This is a genomic window from Paenibacillus sp. BIC5C1 (assembly GCF_032399705.1).
Taxonomy (GTDB): Bacteria; Bacillota; Bacilli; order Paenibacillales; family Paenibacillaceae; genus Paenibacillus; species Paenibacillus taichungensis_A.
Genome location: NZ_CP135922.1, coordinates 5,144,565 through 5,164,353 on the forward strand (window position 1 = coordinate 5,144,565; position 19,789 = coordinate 5,164,353).

A 19,789-nucleotide genomic window follows, 5' to 3' on the forward strand; every position below is an offset into this window, starting at 1 on the left:
ATTGTCAAGTCAGTTTGATGAGTACGCTCATCTATTTATAGTATAGACCAATGTCTCCAAGACATAACAACTTTACTGTGCATCTTATGAATTAAAAAGAACCGCAGGTGAGATAGAGTATACTCGGCTCAATCCATACGGTTCATTCATTTATCAGGCTGAAATATTCAACTCTTTTAATACAGCAATCTCATCACAGCAATCCTGTTTGCTGCAATGAACACAGTCGGTCCATACTTTTTCCGGGAAAATCTCCTTATTCACAACGGCAAAACCGTTTTTGAGAAAAAAGGACACTTCATATGTCAATGCCATGACCTTGGGAATTTGCTGTTTCTCCGCTTCCTCTACCAGTCGGTCCAGCAGCAGTGAGCCAATGCCCATGCCTTTGTGACCTTCGGAGATGCCGAGCGATCTGACTTCCACCAGATCATTTCCCAGACGGCAGAGAGATCCACAGCCTACAACCTGACCATTCACTTCTGCTACAACAAAGTGCTCCAGCTGCCGTTGCAGTACTTCCCGTGAACGCGGAAGCATGATTCCACGCTCTGCATAGCCCTTAATCATTTCAAATAATGGTTCAACATCTTCCGGTACGGCTTTTCTGCATATGGCCGACATCCAGCTCTCCTCCTATAAGAAGCTTTCCAGAGGAAAGCCGACTTCGTAGTTGTATAAATCACACGCTCTGTAAAATCAATATGAATAAATATACAACAGAGCGTATAGAATTTCAAGCTACGAATTCAGCGATATGGAACCGATAAACTCGGCAAAAACGTCATTTCCGAACAGGATGCCCTGTTCACTAAGCCGGAAGCCGTCTGGCGTCTTCTCCAGCAGTCCTGCATTCAACATTTTGCCCAAAGGCTTCGCAAACACTTCCTCCATAGGCTCCCCAAACTGATCACTAAACCGTGAGGATGAAGCACCTTCCAGCATTCTCAACCCAACCATCAGATAATCTTCCATTGCCTCGGCGCGGCTGATCTCAAAATGATCGAGACGCGGCAGACCTCCTTTGGAAGCTTCAACATACGGGTTTATACCTTTTATATTCATATGGCGTTCGCGGCCTACATATCCATGCGCACCTGCACCCAGACCGTAGTAGTCCTCATTACGCCAGTACGTAATATTGTGACGGCTCTCGAAGCCGGGTTTGGCAAAGTTACTGATCTCGTATTGTCCGTAACCCGCTTCTTTCATACGCTTCATTAATAGAAGATACATTTGCAACTCGTCGTCTTCATGAGGAAGCGGTAGCTGGTTCTTCTGATACAACGTGTGGAAAAGTGTATTTTCTTCCACCTTCAGGCTGTATATCGAATAATGCGGCAGATCCAGTTCCAGCGCTTTGTCGATACTCTCGTTTAGGTTCTCAACCGTCTGGTTTGGCAAACCAAACATCAGGTCAATGGACAAGTTATGCAATCCAGCTGCTCGGGCATTTTCCAAACTGCGGTATACATCATCTGTATTATGAATCCGGCCAATACCTGTCAACAGATCATTTTGAAAAGCCTGTACTCCAAAGCTGACACGGTTCACTCCGCCTTCTTTCATAACTGCGAGCTTCTCTGCATCGGTCGTGCCCGGGTTAGCTTCCATTGAAAACTCAATATCATCTGCCCAATTCGGAAAATAGGTTTTGACGGACTTCAGGAATACGGCCATTTCGTCCGGTTTCAGTGCAGTTGGCGTACCGCCGCCCACAAATATGGTCTTGATTTCTCCCGGCGGATTCGCTTTAACCGTATGTTCCATCTCCCGTTCCAGCGCTTCAAGGTACTGCATAACAGGCTGGTCCTTTAATACATAGGAGTTAAAATCGCAGTAAAAACATTTATTTGTGCAAAAAGGAATGTGAAGATACACCGCTTGGGGTGCACCTGTCTTCCGGCTGTGTGCTGCCAATGTCATGGCAAGTCCCCCTCTATTTGAAAAAAGGAAAGCCATCCGGCTTCCCTTTCAGCTTGGTTTATTGGTTATTCTGTAATCTAATTTGAATACACACATTCTGTGTTGTACCCGCGTTTGCAAGCAAACGGCTTACAATTCAATTTTGATACACACATTCTGTGTTGTACCCAAAATTGAATTATTAATCATCAATTTTCAGCACCGCCATGAACGCTTCCTGCGGAACCTCTACGTTACCAACCTGCTTCATCCGCTTCTTACCTTCCTTCTGCTTCTCGAGCAGTTTCCGTTTCCGCGAGATGTCACCGCCATAACACTTGGCAAGTACGTTTTTACGCATTGCTTTTACCGTTTCACGAGCTACAACTTTGGTACCCACAGATGCTTGGATCGGCACCTCGAACATTTGCCGTGGAATCAGCTCGCGCAGCTTCTCACAGATAATGCGTCCGCGGTTATACGCACGGTCACGGTGAACGATGAAGGACAAGGCATCGACTTGCTCACCATTAAGCAAGATATCCATTTTCGCCAGATTAGACTGACGATAACCGGACAGCTCGTAGTCGAAGGATGCATATCCTTTGGTGCTTGATTTCAATTGATCGAAGAAGTCATATACAATCTCGGACAACGGGATCTCATACGTAATGGTAACCCGAGTTGTGTCCAAATATTCCATATTCACATATTCACCGCGTTTATTCTGACAAAGCTCCATAATGGTACCTACATAATCATTTGGTACGATAATCGAAGCTTTAACATACGGTTCTTCAACGTAATCAATTCTTCCCACCTCAGGATAGTTGGATGGGTTGTCAATCTGCATAACTTCACCATTGGTCAACGTCACGTGGTAAATTACGCTTGGTGCAGTCGTAATCAGTGGAATATTGAACTCACGCTCAATCCGCTCCTGGATAACATCCATGTGAAGCAATCCAAGGAATCCGCAACGGAATCCAAAACCGAGTGCACTGGAAGTCTCCGGCTCAAAGCTGAGTGAAGCATCGTTCAACTGCAATTTCTCCAACGCTTCACGCAGGTTAACATAATCCGATGTTTCAATCGGATAGAGACCGCAGTATACCATTGGATTAATTTTGCGGTAACCCGGCAAAGGTTCAGGTGTTGGATTTTTGGCATCTGTCACCGTATCCCCGACTTGTGTATCGCCTACATGACGGATACCTGCAACGATAAATCCAACATCACCGACGTTCAGCTCGTCCACGATAGTCATGCGAGGTTTGAACGCTCCAACCTCAATGACTTCAAAAGTTTTGCCTGTTGCCATCATTTTGATTTTGGAACCTGATTTGATCTTGCCGTCTACAACACGTACGTAAACAATTACCCCTTTGTACGGGTCATAGTGAGAGTCAAAAATCAGCGCTTTCAAAGGCTGGTCCGGATCACCTTGTGGAGCTGGTACACTTTGCACGACTTGCTCCAGAATCTCTTTGATACCAATTCCCGCTTTGGCTGAAGCCAAAACCGCATTGCTTGTATCCAGTCCAATGACATCTTCCACTTCCTGTTTAACCCGATCCGGGTCAGCACTAGGAAGGTCAATCTTGTTAATTACCGGTAAAATTTCAAGATCATTATCTAATGCCAGGTACACGTTAGCCAGCGTCTGGGCTTCAATTCCCTGTGCCGCATCCACAACCAGCAAAGCACCTTCACATGCAGCAAGGCTACGTGATACTTCATATGTGAAGTCTACGTGTCCAGGCGTATCAATCAGATTCAAGAGATACTCTTCGCCGTCATCGGCTTTGTAAGTCAGCGCTACCGCCTGCAACTTGATCGTAATTCCACGTTCGCGTTCAAGTTCCATTTGGTCCAATACTTGTTCTTGCATTTCACGTGTAGTTAGCGCACCTGTGTACTCCAAGATCCGGTCCGCAAGTGTTGATTTGCCGTGATCTATATGTGCAATAATTGAAAAGTTACGAATTTTACGTTGTCTTGCCCGAATGTCAGTCATTCCTTACCCCCAGAAACAGCCTAGTGTCAATCACTTCATTATAACAGTTGATGCAGGGTGCATCAATCCCGCGTTGCCTCAACTTTATAATTAGCGCCACAATTGCGAACTCCCAAGGGTATATTTTGCCTATATGTCACAACCTTTTATTCAGCGACTCCGCTAAATAAGGATACTACCCACTTCATTCCGTTATGGGACAGATTTTGAAGAAGACCTGCCGTTTTGTCAGCCAGCACGTCGACCGGCGCTTTGCTCTGCTCTGCACCAAGCACCTGACTCGGTGACAGAACAGGTACTGCTGGAGGTTCTTTAATCTCCTGTTGTACGGACGTGGTCGGAACAGACTCGGCAACCGGTGACACCGGCTGAGTTTTCACCACTGCAGGGTTGCCGGTCGAATCATCGCCCCTATTAAAGCTGCTGCCTGCCAGCTGCATTCCAAACAGAACACCCAGCAACATTAATACACAGATGGAAAACAATCTTTTGCCGAATCTGGACACATTCCTCGCCTCCTGTTATATCTTTGTGTCTTCTATTCTTTCATCTCAAGAATACTAGCCACCTTTTGACGTCTTTTCCGCACTCGCTTTGTCCACCTTCTGATCATCCCAGTACACCTCTGCAATCATGTCGGCGAGTACTTTGGATGTCCGTTCCAGTTCAGCAGCCGTATTATCAATGCCGCCAATCTCAATCAATATGCTGTTGGGAGAAAGCGTCTGGTTGTATTCACCATTGTTGGCCCCGCCACCATCTTTGCCCCAGACGCCCCGAGACACCCCTGGATACTTCGCTTCCAGCTTCTTATGAATTTTGGCCGCAAAGGCTTCATTCTGCTGCCAGTTTGGATTTTCATGTCCTATAATAAAATATACTTTGGCATAACCCAGATTATTAATGGTCGTCGTTGTTTTGTTATGACGCTGAGAGTCACGGTGGATATCGATGAGATACGTAAGATCGTCATTTTGAGCGAGTGCAGCTTTCACTGTCTGACGAGAGTATTTATAGGAATAATTCCAGTTATAATCTTTTACCTTGGTCGGATAATCTTCCTTAGCATGTTCCACCCCAATCCCCAGTTTCTCTAAACTGTCGGTCAAGTAGGTTCCCACTTGAAAAACATTACCAGTCGATTTACCAGAGGAAGGATTGTCACTCTTCGTGCCCAAGAGAGGATTGTATCCTTCACGTGGATGAGAATGGTAGACAAGGATCGCTTTTTTTCCTGTCGTTGGTTTACTCGGTTCATCTTTACCGCCACTCTTCGGTGGAGGATCACCCTTTACTTCACCATCACCGGGGTCCTTTGGATCGGATGGATCGGGATTATCCTGACCTGGCGGGATATGCTGCTCGCCACCTGATTTCCCTCCGCCTGCCGAGGCCGTATCAATGAGTCCTGGACCCGGCTGATAATCTTCTGGAGCTTCAGCTTTTTCATTCCCCGATCCCGGTCGCAGCAATACGGGTTGATTGGAACCCATGCCAGGCATTTCTCTAGCGATCAGGCTTTTGGGGTCTTGCGGATTCACATTCGTCAGCAGTTGGAACACAAACGAAGTCAGATTCTCACCAGAAAATGCAGAAGCCTGATCTTTCTTAGCTAGATGAGGCATTTCCATGCCGAGCATGTCCACAAAAAAGCTGCTTGATACGGCTCCCGCAAATCCTTTCATAGAAGAAACGGGCGAGCTATTCAAACGCTTCTCTGCCATGCCTCCTAGACCGAGTACAACAAAAAACAAAGCAGATATGATCATAAGCAACAACAACGTACGGCCCATGGCCAGCACGTGCAAACATCTCTTTTTCCATTTACCAATATTCCAGGCCAATATTTTGTTCATTGCTTCTGTCTCCTTCCCTGCTGGACAACGCTTATACTTCAACTCTATGAGCCTGCCAGATTTGATAGAACAGGAAAAAGAAGATTGCACAAAAAAAGAAAGTCCGATAGATTCGGACCTTCTTTACAGGAGTCTCAAGCATTTAAATTCCAAAATGTTAATTAATGGGTGTACGCAGCTACATTCTCAGCATTTACTGCGTCATGGAGCGCGGCATTCAGACCTGTTGCAATAATATTGGCAATATCTTCGACAAATTCGTCGATTTCTTTGGGGGTAACGATCAGATCATGACCTAGCGGCTCCAGTACCTCTTTTACCAAACTGAGACGGTCATTTTCGCCGATATCGTCCAGCATGCCCATAATCTGTTTCGTCTGGTCGGTCTCTTGCCGAAAATGAGTACGCATCATTTCGATGACGTTATTCACAATGGTCGACGCATAACATACGGTAGGTACACCGATGGCAATGCAGGGAACACCCAAAATTTCACGTGTCAGTCCACGTCGCTTGTTCCCAATACCTGAGCCAGGATGAATGCCGATGTCTGCCACCTGAATCGTTGTATTAACACGTTCAAGGGAGCGTGAAGCCAGCGCATCAATTGCAATAATCGCATCCGGCTTCGTTCGATCCACGATCGCTTGTACGATGTCACTGGATTCTATACCCGTTGTACCCAGCACACCTGGCGCAATGGCACTGACTTCCCGATACCCCGGTGCAACCTGATCCGGCACCAGCTCAAAATACTGACGGGTAACCATCAGATTCTCCACTACCAGCGGACCAAGTGAATCAGGCGTGACGTTCAGGTTGCCCAAACCCACAATCAGCACCTTGGATGTCTTGTTAATTCCGGCCTTGGCCAAAAAATCTTCCATCTCCCGCGTGAATTCTGCCGCCACCCGCTCCTGAAGATCGGTATCCCCGTTACGAAGCGATGGAACCTCCAAAGTGACATAGTGCCCCTTCACACGCCCAATTGCTGAAGCGGCTGCATCATCAAGCACATCAATACGTGTGATTTTGATACCGTCTTTCTCATCCACATCCTCCCGCAGCCCGGGAATCGTCTGTTTCTGTCCCCCCTGAGCCATCTCCTTGGAGTCAATTGCCAAGTCGGTACGAACTGCATAATTTTGCAAATCCAGTGTCATCTGTCCCTGCCTCCCTTACCGCATTTGAGCATATTGTGTGGGAAAATGGTGTGCTTTATGCAGCACTATCGAACATCATAGGAAAATCTGTTGCAATTTGCATGCCAGCGTGCTAGAATATTTTAAGTTGTGAAACGTTTGTATTCATGCAAATGCCTTACAGGAGGTGAATGTAATGCCAAACATCAAATCCGCTGTTAAACGCGTAAAAACGAGCGACAAGCGCCGCGCACTCAACGCTTCCCAGAAATCTGCACTCCGTACAGCTGTTAAAGCTGCTGATGCTGCTCTGGTAAGTAACGAAGTTGATACTGCAAAAGCTGCGATTCAAGCTGCTTCCAAAAAGCTGGACAAGGCTGTAACTAAAGGTCTGGTTCATAAAAATGCTGCAGCCCGCAAAAAGTCTCGCTTGGCGAAAAAACTGAACGCTCTTTCCGCACAAGCGTAAGAAGCGTTACTTATACGATCTAATGGAAAAATCCTGAACAGCACGAGCTTTCAGGATTTTTTAGTATCTGATTCTATAAGCACTCATTTAAACAGAGCGGCCTTTATTCCGATGATCTCACCATCAACGGATTAGAGGCCGCTTTGTATTACAGTTGTATCTGAGTTTAAGCTCCGAGCCTTAACAAGAAAAGCTCCAGTCCGAGCACTTTATCCACTGCCCCGGTCTTCATCTGATAATCCAGTTCACTGAGGTGACTCAGAATCAACCTCAAACGTTCTGCCTGAAACTTGCGAGCCTGTTCACCAGCAATTTTAACAGCATACGGATGCAGACCAAGCTGGCTGGCAATTTGCTGTTGGGAGTAACTCTGCTGCCCTAACTCTTTTACCTGAATCATAATTCGAAATTGACGAGCAATCAAGGCAGCAATTTTGATTGGTTCTTCACGCTGCTTCAGCAACTCATAAAAAAGACCCAAGGCTTTCTCCAGCCTTAAGTTAGCGAGCTCCTCTACCAATGCGAACACATTCTGCTCCGTACTTCGCGCCACCAGTGATTCGATATCCGCGCGTGTGATCATGCCCCCGTTACCAGCGAACAGACATAACTTGTCCACTTCCGCAGATAACGTCTGAAGGCCTGTTCCTGCATAACTCACAAGCGTGTCAGCCGCTCCGGCCTCAAAAGATACATCCCGCTGCTTCGCCAGCTTTACAATCCAACCCAGCAGCTCCTCACCACTTAGCGGGGCAAATGCAAGGACAACGGCTTGTTTCTTGGCAACCTTCACTAGTTTTTTACGCTCGTCCAGTTTATCTCCTTGGGCCAAAAATACAATCGTACTGTAATCTGCCGGATTGTCCATATATGTAAGCAGCCGATCAATCTGGTGATCAATTTTGGAATCCTTGCCTGCTGTAAACAAATTAGCATCGCGAACGATAATGAGTTTACGTGGAACAAGAAAAGGAACCGTCTCCGCTTCTTCAATGACCACCTCCACAGGTGTCTCAGAGAGATCATATGGAATGATCGCAAATTCTCGGTGTTCTTCTTCAATTACCTGTTGTTTTAACATATCCGTAAATTGCTGTATCTGGTACTTCTCCGTTCCGTACAGCACATATACCGGAGCCGTTTCTCCATTACGTATTGCCTTTGTCGCACTCTTTACATCCATCACGGTGCCCCCTTATCTCTCTTATCCTACCAGAAAACGTAACAGACAACAAAGGGGCCTTACATCCGGTTAACGGATGAAGGCCCCCTGTCCTACATCTATATAAACGCTGACACCAACAATTCTAGAAAAAGCTGGTGCGCGGTCATACGACGTCAGTTATGCCAACTGAGATAGGACGTTGTTGTTACTTTCAATATATTCTTGATACAACAGAAATGTTCGGCAAGTCTTGAGGCCAAACGTATAATTCACAGCCTATTTGGCAGAGGTTCCGCTTGAAGTAGTAGACACGTTAAACGATTTTTTCACTGTTGTTCCATCTTGATCTGTCTCGTAATTAAATACGGCGCTATCCTGAGACCAGCTCGCAGATTTTAGTGTGCCCTCCACATTACGTTGCTCGACCAGATTTAGCACATCCGAGTCAGCGGCTGGTTTAGAGTAGATGCTGATCTGATCGCCGAGCAGCATGACCAGATAGGAGCCATCGGGTGACTTCCATTCTTTTGGAGTCGTGGTGGCAAGTGCCCCTGAATCCGTGGCAGCCAATCCTTTATTTCCTCCCGCTGCATCCATACCTGTCTCGGAATCAGGACTCGTCACGCCCTCTGTCGGCTCTTCTACCTTAACATCAGGCATATCCTGAGAAGTGAATGATTGTGCGTCCCCATTTTCAGGCTCTGTTGCTCCGCTCTCAGAAGAACCTGTCGAAGATCCCGTAGCAGGTCCTGAGTCTTGACTTTTTTGCTGATCCGCACTCTTGGTACTATCAGCAGGATTGGAACTGGAAGGGGCGTTCTTCGTTGCATCACTCTTGTTCAATTCTGAACCTGTATCCGGCTGTTTAGAAGTTTGGTCTTCCTTCAATTCAGGTTCCTGCTTCTTCTCTGAACTGTCTTCTTTAGGGCCAATTTCTTGAGCTTGTTTATCTTCAGCGGATGGCTGACTTTCCGAACTATCAACCCAGACACTGTTATCGCTCTGTAGAGAGGAGGAAGAATCTTCATTGTTGATCTCTCTGCTCAGTGGATTTTGTCCCTCATTCCCGCCTTCTTGAGCACTGCCTGTGCTCATTATCATTTCTGCATTTTCAATCTTCTCTGGCTGATATCCGAAAATAGCAACGCCCAGTACAACAGCTGCTGCTGCTGCGCCCATAGACATCCGACCTGCCATGGAATTCAACCATCTTTGCTTCGGTTTCCGCTCACTTGAACGCTGTAAATTCTCAAATGCAGCAGGGACAGGACTCATTTCCTGTATGGTACTGCTTTGTTCTCTTTTCGCTTCGTCGATTGCATCCAGTTGCGGCATAATGGCATCAACCAGACTGAATCTCGGGGTTACCTGCGGCAAATCTTCCAGTTCTCTGGAGAGAGCTCTGAGCAAACTAAAGTTTTCAGCGCACTCCGGACATTGGGCCACATGCTGTAGCATCTGCGCAGTTTCCGCCTCGCCCAGATCATGATCCAGATACCGGTGCATCCATTCCACCACCTCTTCGCATTTCATCCTGTCACACCACCTTTCTGATACTCCTGTAGTAGATTCTGTAATTGCTGTCTGGCTCTAAATAAATAAGATTTAACCGTATTCAACGGAAGATCGAGGCAATCCGCAATTTCGTTATAGGATAAGTCCTGCAAATATCTTAGAACAATAACGGTACGATGATGCTCAGGCAACTTGTTAATAGCATCCTGAATATCCTTTGCCACATATGTGGACATCACTTCGAATTCCACATCCTGATTGTCCTGAAAAACCATATCATGCTCGTCAATGGAGACGGAAGGCTTGGTTCTTCTGAATTTATCAATACAGATATTCGTGACGATGCGCTGAACCCATGTCTTAAACTGGGCCTTTTCCTCATATGAATTAATCTTGGTGTAAATTCGGATCAACGCTTCCTGAGCAGCATCTAAAGCGTCCTGTTCATTATTTAGAATGTAATATGCGGTCCGATAAACATGCTGTTCAATGTCCCGCAATAGGGTAATTAGAGCGTCGCGATCGCCCGATTGAGCGGCTCTGATGAGTTCCGGCTCTACCACAAAGGATCCCCCTCTCCCTGCAACCTTACAGACGTGACCATCAATAAAATTGTTGCAAAGTTAAGTATTTTTTTTATTGCCATAACAAAATAACGGCTTATGTATTTGGGGCCGCTGAAATCTTCTCTTAGAATAACAGAAATTGCATAACGAGTCATCAAGCCAGCTCAAAAGTCATTCCAGTACTTACACGACTCAATTTAATTACAATGGCATACATTATAGCTAACAACACTTATAGCATTGAAAATAAAAAAGTTCAAATTTCGTACAAATTTAAGCTCATTTTAATGTAATTTTCATGAAAACAGTGTATTGTAAATTTACATTCATAACACGAGGTGATGAGCATGCCAGCTCTTGCAAAAATTCAAGCGTTAAAAGAACAAATGCCCAAAGAATATCAAAGCATATCCCATTTTGTGGAACATGCATTGCAATCTATCGATACCCTGGTTGAAGAACATCGGAAATACACCGCTGCACAGGCATTATACGGCGATAAAATTGTCGGATCGGAAGAACGCTTGTACAGAGAAACCGTGCTCGATGTTCGCGCACAGCTCTTGCTTACGCTTGAGAAAACTGTAGAAGATCTGTTGCACAAAGGCGACAAACACTGGAGTAAACACTTCAAAGATGGCGTTGAATAATTCCTTGTTATAAGTCATTCCAAAATTAGCCCGCTTTCCGGCATTCTCCCCGAGGAGTATACCGGAAAGCGGGCTTTTGGTTTCATTCTACGAGCACATGATGTACTTCTTTAGTATTTATAGAGAGGCTTCTAGAAGTTATTGAGAAATGTGTAGATGTTATCATTATAGAGCGAACATGATGAACAAGGAATAACTCCCCACTTTAAACTAAATTTTACATTAGTCTCACATAAACAGCATAATTAGTCCCATTTTATAACTTATAATAGAAAATATAGCTACGTAGAGGAGGTAAATCAGACAACTAACGGAAAAACGAGACACTATTTTTATAGTAATTCAAGCTGCACTAACACGAATTAGAATTCACAACGGCGCAACAAAATTTATAACCGGATATGAGGCAGATTAATGAATTTGAAAATTTTCTTAAAATACTTCCTAGGATTTTTTCTACTCTGTAGTCTATCATTTATTGTATTCAATATGATAATACGCCATAAAACTTGGGATGAAATCGATCACATGATTAATATATTCAGTGCGACTATAATTAGTTTAATAGTTGGTATTTCAAAAGCAAGAGAGTAATCCATTTTAGTCAAGTCCCACAGAAATTCATGAATCATCCATCGTCAACTTATAACGCACATTTATCTTCCCATCTTTGATTTTCATCTGAATTTCCCCCATTTGATCAGTTCGATAGATGTCTGTACTCGAATCTACAAGACGTTCGAGCACCCCAGGATTGGGATGTCCATATGTATTGTTGGCCCCTGCAGATATCACGGATGCGGATGCATTCCAGTACTGTAACCAAGCTTCCGTTGACGATGTTTTACTCCCATGATGTGCGACTTTTAATACATCTATGGTGACAGGAACCTCCTTATGATTCTCCCCCGAGTGATGTGTGAACATCTCCTGAACAGTACCATCTGCTAACGTAGCATCTGCATCGTACTGTCCAAACGAGGCTGCGAGCGATCCATCCTGAATCATAAAGAGCAGATCCTGCTCGGCTGCAGCATCCATGTCTCCAGTGAACAATAATGAGGCGCCTGCCATTTCCAGCAAAAAGACAACTGAGTCATGATTCTGATGTTCCGATACGGGCAATCTTTCTCCTGTGTCCATCGCTTTCTCCAGATCCGGATATAAAAAATGCAATCTGGTTTCTCCATCCGGAGCGTAAGACATCCCTTGGCGAATGGCATATAACGGTATCTGCTTGTCTATAACGGTATCCAGCAATTTCTCAAAATTGGCTGTACCACTGGTTGTCCCATTGAACATGAATCGTTCTACCGGGATCTGTTCGAGCACAGCCTGCAATCCCCCGGCATGATCCTGATCGGCATGGGTTACGATTACGGCGTCCAGCCTATGAATGCCCCGCTTTTTCAATAAGGGAACGACCACCTTGGCCCCTACTTCATATGGATCACGTCGTGTCTTCCAGGAATGTTCAGACTTCCCGAATTGAACTGTACCTCCACCATCAACCAATATATGTTTACCTTCAGGTGTTGTAATAAGTGTACTGTCCCCTTGACCGATATCCAAAAACTGCACCACTCCGGTCCCCGCAGGTTGCGGTGTCTGGTACGCCCACCATAATCCCGCCACAAAGCTGAGAGCCAGCAGCGTACACATCCATTTGTGGAAGACGTTCATCCGTTCACCAGAGTAAAAACCCGCCCCTCGCGCAGCAAATGCACTTGTATATTCCGGCCAGGCAATACTTGCACTTAATGTTGTCATCGAACCAGGACTAACCTCACGTCGACCTTTATTTAATCCTTGTGATGATACATTAGACAACCCAGACAGCCCCAGAACCGCTTTAGGCGTTCCCCCAACATATCGGCGATCCAGCGGAGCCGTATCCTCTTCTGTGCCCTGAACAACAGGCTGTTCACCTCGGTCGCGATGAAGGATCCGCAAAAGTGCATAGAGAACGGCATAATATGCTGCAATCCACAGTAGCGATGGGGTAGCCCAGATCAGCACAAAACCAGGCAAACTATTCATCCACTCCACACTTACAAAGGTCAATTTGTTCAGCATAATCGCAATCCACGCCAATGGTTTAGCCAGAGGCATCCAAATTAACGACAAAATCAGAGCGACCGTTCCAAGAGGAAGTACAATGGCACTGATCAAAGACACAAGCAGGAAGTTTGCGACAAATGAAAGCAGTGAAAACTGGTTGAAATACAGAATCGTGACCGGAAAAGAAATGAGCTGTGCGGTTACCGTCACAGAAGCTGTTGCTGCAAGGCCCTTGGGCCAACTGCTAAATATCCGATTAATCAGTGGCATGTAAATCATCAGTCCGGCTGTTACCAGAAAAGATAGCTGGAAGCTCACGCTTAGTAAAAAATACGGATTGCACCACATCATTAACAACGCCGCTGCACTGATCATCTGCAATCCGTCCCTGGCAAGGCCACGCCGTGCCATATACAAGCCAATCATCGACATGATACCCGCACGAATGACCGATGGCGAACCGCCAGACAACAGTACATACGCAGGTATCAGCAGCAACACAATGGTGAGCGATGTTTCTCGGGTTAACCTAAGCCAGGATAAAAGGAGCAGCAGCGATGCCACATACACCGCAACATGTGTTCCGGAGATCGCCAATATATGAGTTAAACCAAGCTGTGAAAATTGCCCATATGTATCCGGATCGATATCATTAGCCATCCCGATAATCAGACCTTTCATATAGCCCGCATGAGGTTCGGGAAATATCTGTTCTACCGCTGCGCCAAGCTTATGCCTGATGATGTCATTCCACCGAAGGATATTGAGTTTCCCCAGCCCTTCAGGTGGAACGGTGGTTACTGAATTGGCCCCCTTCACTTTAAACAACCAATGGATATGAAGAGTCCTTAAGTATTTTCGATAGTCAAAGCCACCAAAGTTTCTGGCTTCACCAGGGAGCGCAAGGGAACCCGTCAACGTGATCGAATCTCCTCGCTTCCACCCCACTGCGACTTGCTGTTCTTCTTCCTCAGCCAGGCGAACTTGGACAATTAGATGTTCTCTCAAGTTAGACGCATTTCCCGCTTCCGACCCTGCTGCTGTTGATGCCTCGGATAGTGGAAGTATCGACGTGACCTGCATTTCAAAATCGGCCCGATCCCCATCTATGCGTACATCCGACATAAGGGTTCCTTCGAATGTAGCTGCATAACCATCCAAATCCTCCGCAGCCGTATGTGTGATATCGGGCAGACTGCTCCGATTCCGCGCATCATTCCATTCCCAGTGCACAGCACCGCCAACGAGTGCCCCGACCAGTAACAAGATGGACCAACCGCGTATATCAATCCATTGTAGTATAAGTGGCAGACAAATTAATGCCCCCATCATTCCCACGATCAAGGACCACCCCGATAATGCACATGCCATCCCACTACCGCATAACCAGCAGACGGTAAATACCAGTAAAGGCCTGCCTTTCATTTTCTCCCCCTCCTATGTGTCACCCGTATGAACGCAGAAAAACCCCCGGCAGCTGATACAGCAACCGGAGGTTCTTCCCCGCAAATTCGAATATTATATTGGTTCTAGTCACTTACGGTCATCATCGTCTCCCGCGGAGGCTGGTAATTTTCCAGCCGACGAAACGTAATGCCTTTTTGCTTCATCATGTTTGTAACTTTGCCTGTGTCCTTGGGATACGGGCGATGAAACACGATTTCTGTAATACCGCTATTCGCGAGCATATTGGAGCAAGTCCAGCAAGGTTCATCCGTGACATATACAGAAGAGCCTTCGCGGTCAATCCGATCGGTGAACAAAAGCAAATTCTGCTCCGCATGAATAGTACGAATGCAGCGTTGCTTTTTGACCATTGCCTCCTGACCGTCGGTTACCACCAGCTCATATTCTTCCGAGATCATGCATCCTGCTTCAGAGCAGTCCGGAACCCCCATGGGCGCACCGTTATAAGCTGTTCCAAGCAGTTTCTTCCCCTGTACAAGTACAGCGCCAACATGACGGCGTGAACAGCGGGAACGGGTAGAGACCATATATGCGATGTCCATGAAATACGTATCCCAGTCTTTGCGTACGTCTGCTGTGCTCATAACCGTTTCCCTCCCCTCGGATACAAGTTGAACCCATCTCATTGTCATCCAGACACTCAGCGTACAGAGAACATTGGGATGGCTATTCTGTCATTCAGATGCAACTTATATCCTAATATTTATTATTGCGTGATTATCTGATCTGCACATAAGGAGCCATTTTCTCCAGCATCTTCATTCCGATTCCTTTCACTTTGGTCAGATCGCTGACTTTGGTAAAAGGACCATGGGAAATACGATAATCAATAATGGCTTGCGCCTTTTTCTCCCCAATTCCGGGAAGTTCCATGAGCTTGGCAGCAGGAGCTGTATTGACATCAATTTTGCCATTGTCGACAGCTTCATTGCCCACCAACGCTTGGTTATTGTCTGATGAAGCAGCGGTTGCCTCGGATTTCGTTTGTGTCCCACCTGTAGAAGTATCCGTTTGCTTAACTGCAACTGTCTGATCAGCCACTTTCCCTGCTGCGTCATCAACCTGATTAGTCTCTACAGGGGCCTCTGTTGTTGACGGTATCTGTTCTGCATCGGAAGCCTTCGCATGTTCCTGAACCAAAGTAGCCGACTGTACAGCAGGGGGTTCCTGCTCTATCGTCGGCTTCTCGGTGGCGAGCTGCATAGGTTCCCAGCCAGAAGGCGGCTGTTCACTTTTGCCCGACCATAATATAAGTATACATCCGACCACCGCAGCAGCAATGGTCATCCCCTTGTTCCATCTCATTTCTTCCACACCTCTCCCTGGATTCAAAATAAATCTATTCTGAACACGGGCGGTGCTTCCGAACCGTTGGACTTGCCTGGTAAACCAAGCTGTACTATTTTCATGTCATGTGAAGCAGGTCCTGACGCATACACTAGAGGGAAAGAACTGCGCCATTACCGTAAAGCATGAAAGGAGGCCTGAACAATGAAGGTTGGATTTATCGGAACCGGCAGCATGGGCAGCCTGCTGATCTATGCCTTGATTCAATCCGGTGCACTTGAGCCACGGCAGATCGCCGCCAGCAATAGAACTCCTTCCAAAGTACGGCAGCTATCCCTCCGTTACCCCGGTCTGCATGAATCACAGAGCAACCGGGAAACCGTCATCCGCAGCAATATCATCTTTTTGTGCGTGAAGCCACTTGAATTCAAACATGTCATTGACGACATCCTGCCTGTCGTGAATCCCAATCATATAATCGTCTCGATCACCAGTCCCGTGCAGCTGCGCCATCTGGAATCTTCACTTCCTTGCAAAGTCTCCAAAGTTATCCCCAGCGTTACGCACCAGGTCGGCAGCGGAGCGTCCCTGTGTATACACGGTGAGCGAATGACTACCGAAGACCGCGCTGTGCTGGAAGGGCTGCTCAGTCATATCGGCAGACCCTACCAAGTGGATGAAGCCTGTACCCGGATCACATCCGACTTCTCCAGCTGCGGACCTGCATTCATATCGTTCTTTCTGGAGCAATGGATCGAGAGTGCAGTCAAGCTTACAGACATCAAACGAGCCGATGCCTGCGCTCTTGCCGGCGAGATGCTCCTGGGAACAGGCAAACTGCTTACCGAAGGAGGATACACCCCGCAAGAACTTCAAGCTCGAGTGGCTGTACCTGGCGGCATCACCGCACAGGCACTTGCCCTGCTAAAAGTGAATCTGAATGGTGTTTTTGACAGCTTAATCCAGACAACTCATGACAAATATGATGAAGATTTGTTAAAGCTGGATGAACTATTCAAAACCGGTGAGATTAACCGGCAACAATATTAACGAGTTTGCCTGGAACGGCAATGACCTTGCGAATGGTCTTGCCTTCCAGAGCCTGTTTCACAGGTGCCAGTTCCATTGTAAAGTCCTGCATGCCCTGTGCGTCCAGATCCTTCGCGATCGTAGCACGGGTTACAATTTTGCCATTCACTTGAACAACAATCTCCACTTCGGCGTCAACCGTCATGGACTCATCATACTCAGGCCAAGCTACGTAAGAGATTCCACCTTCATGACCGAGACGGCTCCACAGCTCCTCTGCCATATGCGGTGCCAGCGGTGACAACAGCTGTACAAAGTTCTCCATGGCTTCACGCGGCAGCGTATCTGCTTTGTATGCATCGTTGATGAAGATCATCAACTGGCTGATCGCTGTGTTGAAACGCAGATGTTCCAGATCCTCTGTAACCTTTTTGATTGTTTTGTGTGCAGTGCGCTTGAACTCATCGGTTCCACCATCTGCTGTGATCTTGTCGTTGATTGCACCTGTATCTTCATTGATGAACAGACGCCATACACGTGACAGGAAGCGGTGCATGCCCTCAACCCCGTTAGCATTCCACGGTTTTGTCGCCTCCAATGGTCCCATGAACATTTCGTACAGACGCAATGTATCTGCACCGAATTCATTGACGATCTCATCCGGGTTAATAACATTACCACGGGATTTACTCATCTTCTCATTGTTGGTTCCCAGGATCATACCTTGATTGACCAGTTTGTGGAACGGCTCTTTGGTATGCACCACACCCAGATCATACAGCACTTTATGCCAGAAACGAGCGTACAGCAAGTGAAGCACCGCGTGCTCTGCTCCGCCGATATACAGATCAACCGGCAGCCACTGCTGCTGTTTCTCTTGAGAGATCAGTTCCTTGTCATTGTGTGGATCGATAAAGCGCAGGTAATACCAGCAGCTACCTGCCCATTGTGGCATCGTGTTCGTCTCGCGACGTGCTTTCATTCCTGTTTCCGGATCTACGGTGTTAACCCATTCCGTAACATTCGCCAGCGGTGATTCGCCAGTACCCGAAGGTTTGATCTGGTCGATATCCGGCAGCAGCAAAGGCAGTTGATCTTCTGGCACCGTCTTCATCGTTCCGTCTTCCAGATGCAGAATCGGGATTGGCTCACCCCAGTAACGCTGACGGCTGAACAACCAGTCACGCAGACGGTAGGTCGTTTTGCCTTGTCCCTTACCGTTCTCTTCCAACCAGGCAATCATCTTCGCAATCGCTTCTTCGTTGTTCAATCCGTTCAGGAAATCGGAGTTCACATGCGGTCCGTCTCCGGAATACGCTTCTTGTGTCACGTCGCCACCCTGTACAACCTCGATGATGTCCAGACCAAACTGTTTCGCAAACTCCCAGTCACGAGCGTCATGTCCCGGAACGGCCATGATCGCGCCTGTGCCGTATCCAGCCAGAACATAATCGGCAATCCAGATTGGCACCTTCGCTCCGTTTACCGGATTGATGGCATAAGTTCCTGTGAACACACCCGTTTTGTCTTTAGCCAGATCAGTACGTTCCAGATCACTTTTGCGAGCAGCCTGTTCCTGATATGCCTTGATTGCTCCACGCTGTTCAGACGTTGTAATGACTTCTACCAGCTCGTGCTCAGGTGCCAATACAGCATAACTTGCGCCAAACAACGTATCTGCACGTGTCGTAAACACTTTGATAACTTCTTCATGACCCTCAATGGCAAAAGTAACTTCCGCCCCGGTCGATTTACCGATCCAGTTGCGCTGCATATCCTTGATGCTTTCTGACCAGTCCAGCTCTTCCAGGTCCTCCAGCAAACGCTCTGCATATTCCGTAATTCTCAACACCCATTGGCGCATCGGTTTACGAACGACCGGATGTCCACCACGCTCACTCTTACCGTCGATAACTTCTTCGTTCGCCAGTACCGTGCCCAAAGCTTCGCACCAGTTAACAGGTACTTCATCTACATATGCCAGCCCTTTATTGTACAACTGGATGAAGATCCATTGCGTCCATTTGTAGTAGTCAGGGTCTGTTGTACTGATCTCCCGATCCCAGTCATATGAGAAGCCCAGTGATTTGATCTGGCGACGGAAATTGTCAATATTGCGGAATGTAATATGTCGTGGATGCTCACCAGTATCCAATGCATGCTGCTCAGCAGGCAGGCCGAAAGCGTCCCAACCCATTGGATGCAATACATTGAAGCCGCGCATACGTTTGAAACGGGATACGATATCCGTTGCCGTGTATCCTTCCGGGTGACCTACGTGCAGGCCTGAGCCAGATGGGTACGGAAACATATCCAGGGCATAAAACTTCGGTTTAGCCGGGTCCTCACCCGTTTTAAACGTTTTATTGTCATCCCAGTACTGTTGCCAACTTTTCTCCATGACTTGTGGCTTGTAGCCGTGTTTTGGCTGTTGATTCTCACTCATCTATTGTTCCTCCTCTGGTTATTCGCATTTATTGCAACAAAAAAACCTCAGCATCCCGTAGCGTTTGCAGCGCTAGGGACGAGAGGTTGAATTCCCGTGGTACCACCCTAGTTAGCGGACGATCGTGCTTCGTCATCCACTCCCTTTGGACCTGTAACGGCGGTTAACCGATGCGGATTTCCATTCCTGAACTGAGTGTTACTTCAGTCGGTTG

16 protein-coding genes and 1 other annotated feature (1 of these 17 running past the window's edge) are annotated in these 19,789 nt (G+C 46.9%); of the genes, 3 read left to right on the plus strand and 13 right to left on the minus strand.

Annotated elements, in window-relative coordinates; all coding sequences use genetic code 11:
- Positions 1–153 precede the first annotated feature (153 nt).
- From RS891_RS23085 to gpr, 6 genes are all read right to left on the minus strand, one after another.
- Complete coding sequence (locus RS891_RS23085; protein WP_063567287.1) at positions 154–624, minus strand: N-acetyltransferase; 471 nt, start codon at positions 622–624, stop codon at positions 154–156.
- A gap of 117 nt (positions 625–741) precedes the next feature.
- Entirely contained in the window at positions 742–1,926 is a 1,185-nt protein-coding gene (gene hemW / locus RS891_RS23090) for a radical SAM family heme chaperone HemW (RefSeq protein WP_113053800.1), read from the minus strand.
- A 181-nt stretch (positions 1,927–2,107) separates the two neighbouring features.
- The gene (gene lepA / locus RS891_RS23095) at positions 2,108–3,922 is read right to left on the minus strand and encodes a translation elongation factor 4 (RefSeq protein ID WP_315793288.1); all 1,815 of its coding nucleotides are present in this window, start codon (positions 3,920–3,922) and stop codon (positions 2,108–2,110) included.
- 146 nt (positions 3,923–4,068) lie between these two features.
- Positions 4,069–4,428: a hypothetical protein gene (locus tag RS891_RS23100; protein WP_315793289.1), complete on the minus strand. Its 360-nt coding sequence runs from the start codon at positions 4,426–4,428 to the stop codon at positions 4,069–4,071.
- Between the two features lie 54 nt (positions 4,429–4,482).
- The gene (locus tag RS891_RS23105; RefSeq protein ID WP_113053798.1) at positions 4,483–5,778 is read right to left on the minus strand and encodes a stage II sporulation protein P; all 1,296 of its coding nucleotides are present in this window, start codon (positions 5,776–5,778) and stop codon (positions 4,483–4,485) included.
- 161 nt (positions 5,779–5,939) lie between these two features.
- Positions 5,940–6,941, minus strand: a complete 1,002-nt coding sequence (gene gpr / locus RS891_RS23110) for a GPR endopeptidase (protein WP_113053797.1) — start codon at positions 6,939–6,941, stop codon at positions 5,940–5,942.
- 175 nt (positions 6,942–7,116) lie between these two features.
- Here gpr and rpsT point away from each other — a divergent pair, with 175 nt between their 5' ends.
- Positions 7,117–7,389 carry a 30S ribosomal protein S20 gene (gene rpsT, locus RS891_RS23115; RefSeq protein ID WP_024628504.1) on the plus strand — a complete coding sequence of 91 codons (273 nt, stop codon included), beginning with the start codon at positions 7,117–7,119 and terminating at the stop codon, positions 7,387–7,389.
- A gap of 166 nt (positions 7,390–7,555) precedes the next feature.
- Here the strand turns inward: rpsT and holA are convergent, their stop codons facing one another.
- From holA to RS891_RS23130, 3 genes are all read right to left on the minus strand, one after another.
- The gene (holA, locus tag RS891_RS23120) at positions 7,556–8,572 is read right to left on the minus strand and encodes a DNA polymerase III subunit delta (protein ID WP_315793290.1); all 1,017 of its coding nucleotides are present in this window, start codon (positions 8,570–8,572) and stop codon (positions 7,556–7,558) included.
- Positions 8,573–8,830: 258 nt separating this feature from the next.
- The gene (locus RS891_RS23125) at positions 8,831–10,087 is read right to left on the minus strand and encodes an anti-sigma factor family protein (protein WP_315793291.1); all 1,257 of its coding nucleotides are present in this window, start codon (positions 10,085–10,087) and stop codon (positions 8,831–8,833) included.
- Positions 10,084–10,632 (minus strand): RNA polymerase sigma factor, encoded by a 549-nt coding sequence (locus RS891_RS23130; protein WP_024628507.1) that lies wholly within the window; start codon positions 10,630–10,632, stop codon positions 10,084–10,086. The genes RS891_RS23125 and RS891_RS23130 overlap by 4 nt, the downstream gene beginning before the upstream one ends.
- A gap of 350 nt (positions 10,633–10,982) precedes the next feature.
- Here RS891_RS23130 and RS891_RS23135 point away from each other — a divergent pair, with 350 nt between their 5' ends.
- Positions 10,983–11,285, plus strand: coding sequence for a hypothetical protein (locus RS891_RS23135; protein WP_053781298.1), 303 nt, complete (start codon positions 10,983–10,985; stop codon positions 11,283–11,285).
- A gap of 621 nt (positions 11,286–11,906) precedes the next feature.
- Here the strand turns inward: RS891_RS23135 and RS891_RS23140 are convergent.
- From RS891_RS23140 to RS891_RS23150, 3 genes are all read right to left on the minus strand, one after another.
- On the minus strand, positions 11,907–14,771 hold the full coding sequence (locus tag RS891_RS23140; protein ID WP_315793292.1) for a ComEC/Rec2 family competence protein: 2,865 nt from the start codon (positions 14,769–14,771) through the stop codon (positions 11,907–11,909).
- Positions 14,772–14,875: 104 nt separating this feature from the next.
- Positions 14,876–15,397 (minus strand): deoxycytidylate deaminase, encoded by a 522-nt coding sequence (locus RS891_RS23145; protein WP_113053793.1) that lies wholly within the window; start codon positions 15,395–15,397, stop codon positions 14,876–14,878.
- 133 nt (positions 15,398–15,530) lie between these two features.
- Complete coding sequence (locus tag RS891_RS23150; protein ID WP_315793293.1) at positions 15,531–16,118, minus strand: ComEA family DNA-binding protein; 588 nt, start codon at positions 16,116–16,118, stop codon at positions 15,531–15,533.
- A 186-nt stretch (positions 16,119–16,304) separates the two neighbouring features.
- On the opposite strand from RS891_RS23150, the gene comER reads away from it, so the two are divergent.
- A complete protein-coding gene (gene comER, locus RS891_RS23155) occupies positions 16,305–17,150 on the plus strand; it encodes a late competence protein ComER (RefSeq protein WP_315793294.1) in 846 nt (281 codons plus the stop codon).
- On the opposite strand, the gene leuS is transcribed toward comER, so the two are convergent.
- Positions 17,131–19,575 carry a leucine--tRNA ligase gene (gene leuS, locus RS891_RS23160; RefSeq protein ID WP_315793295.1) on the minus strand — a complete coding sequence of 815 codons (2,445 nt, stop codon included), beginning with the start codon at positions 19,573–19,575 and terminating at the stop codon, positions 17,131–17,133. The genes comER and leuS overlap by 20 nt on opposite strands.
- Positions 19,576–19,646: 71 nt before the next feature.
- Positions 19,647–19,789 (minus strand) — a binding site (T-box leader) (it continues 124 nt past the right edge of the window).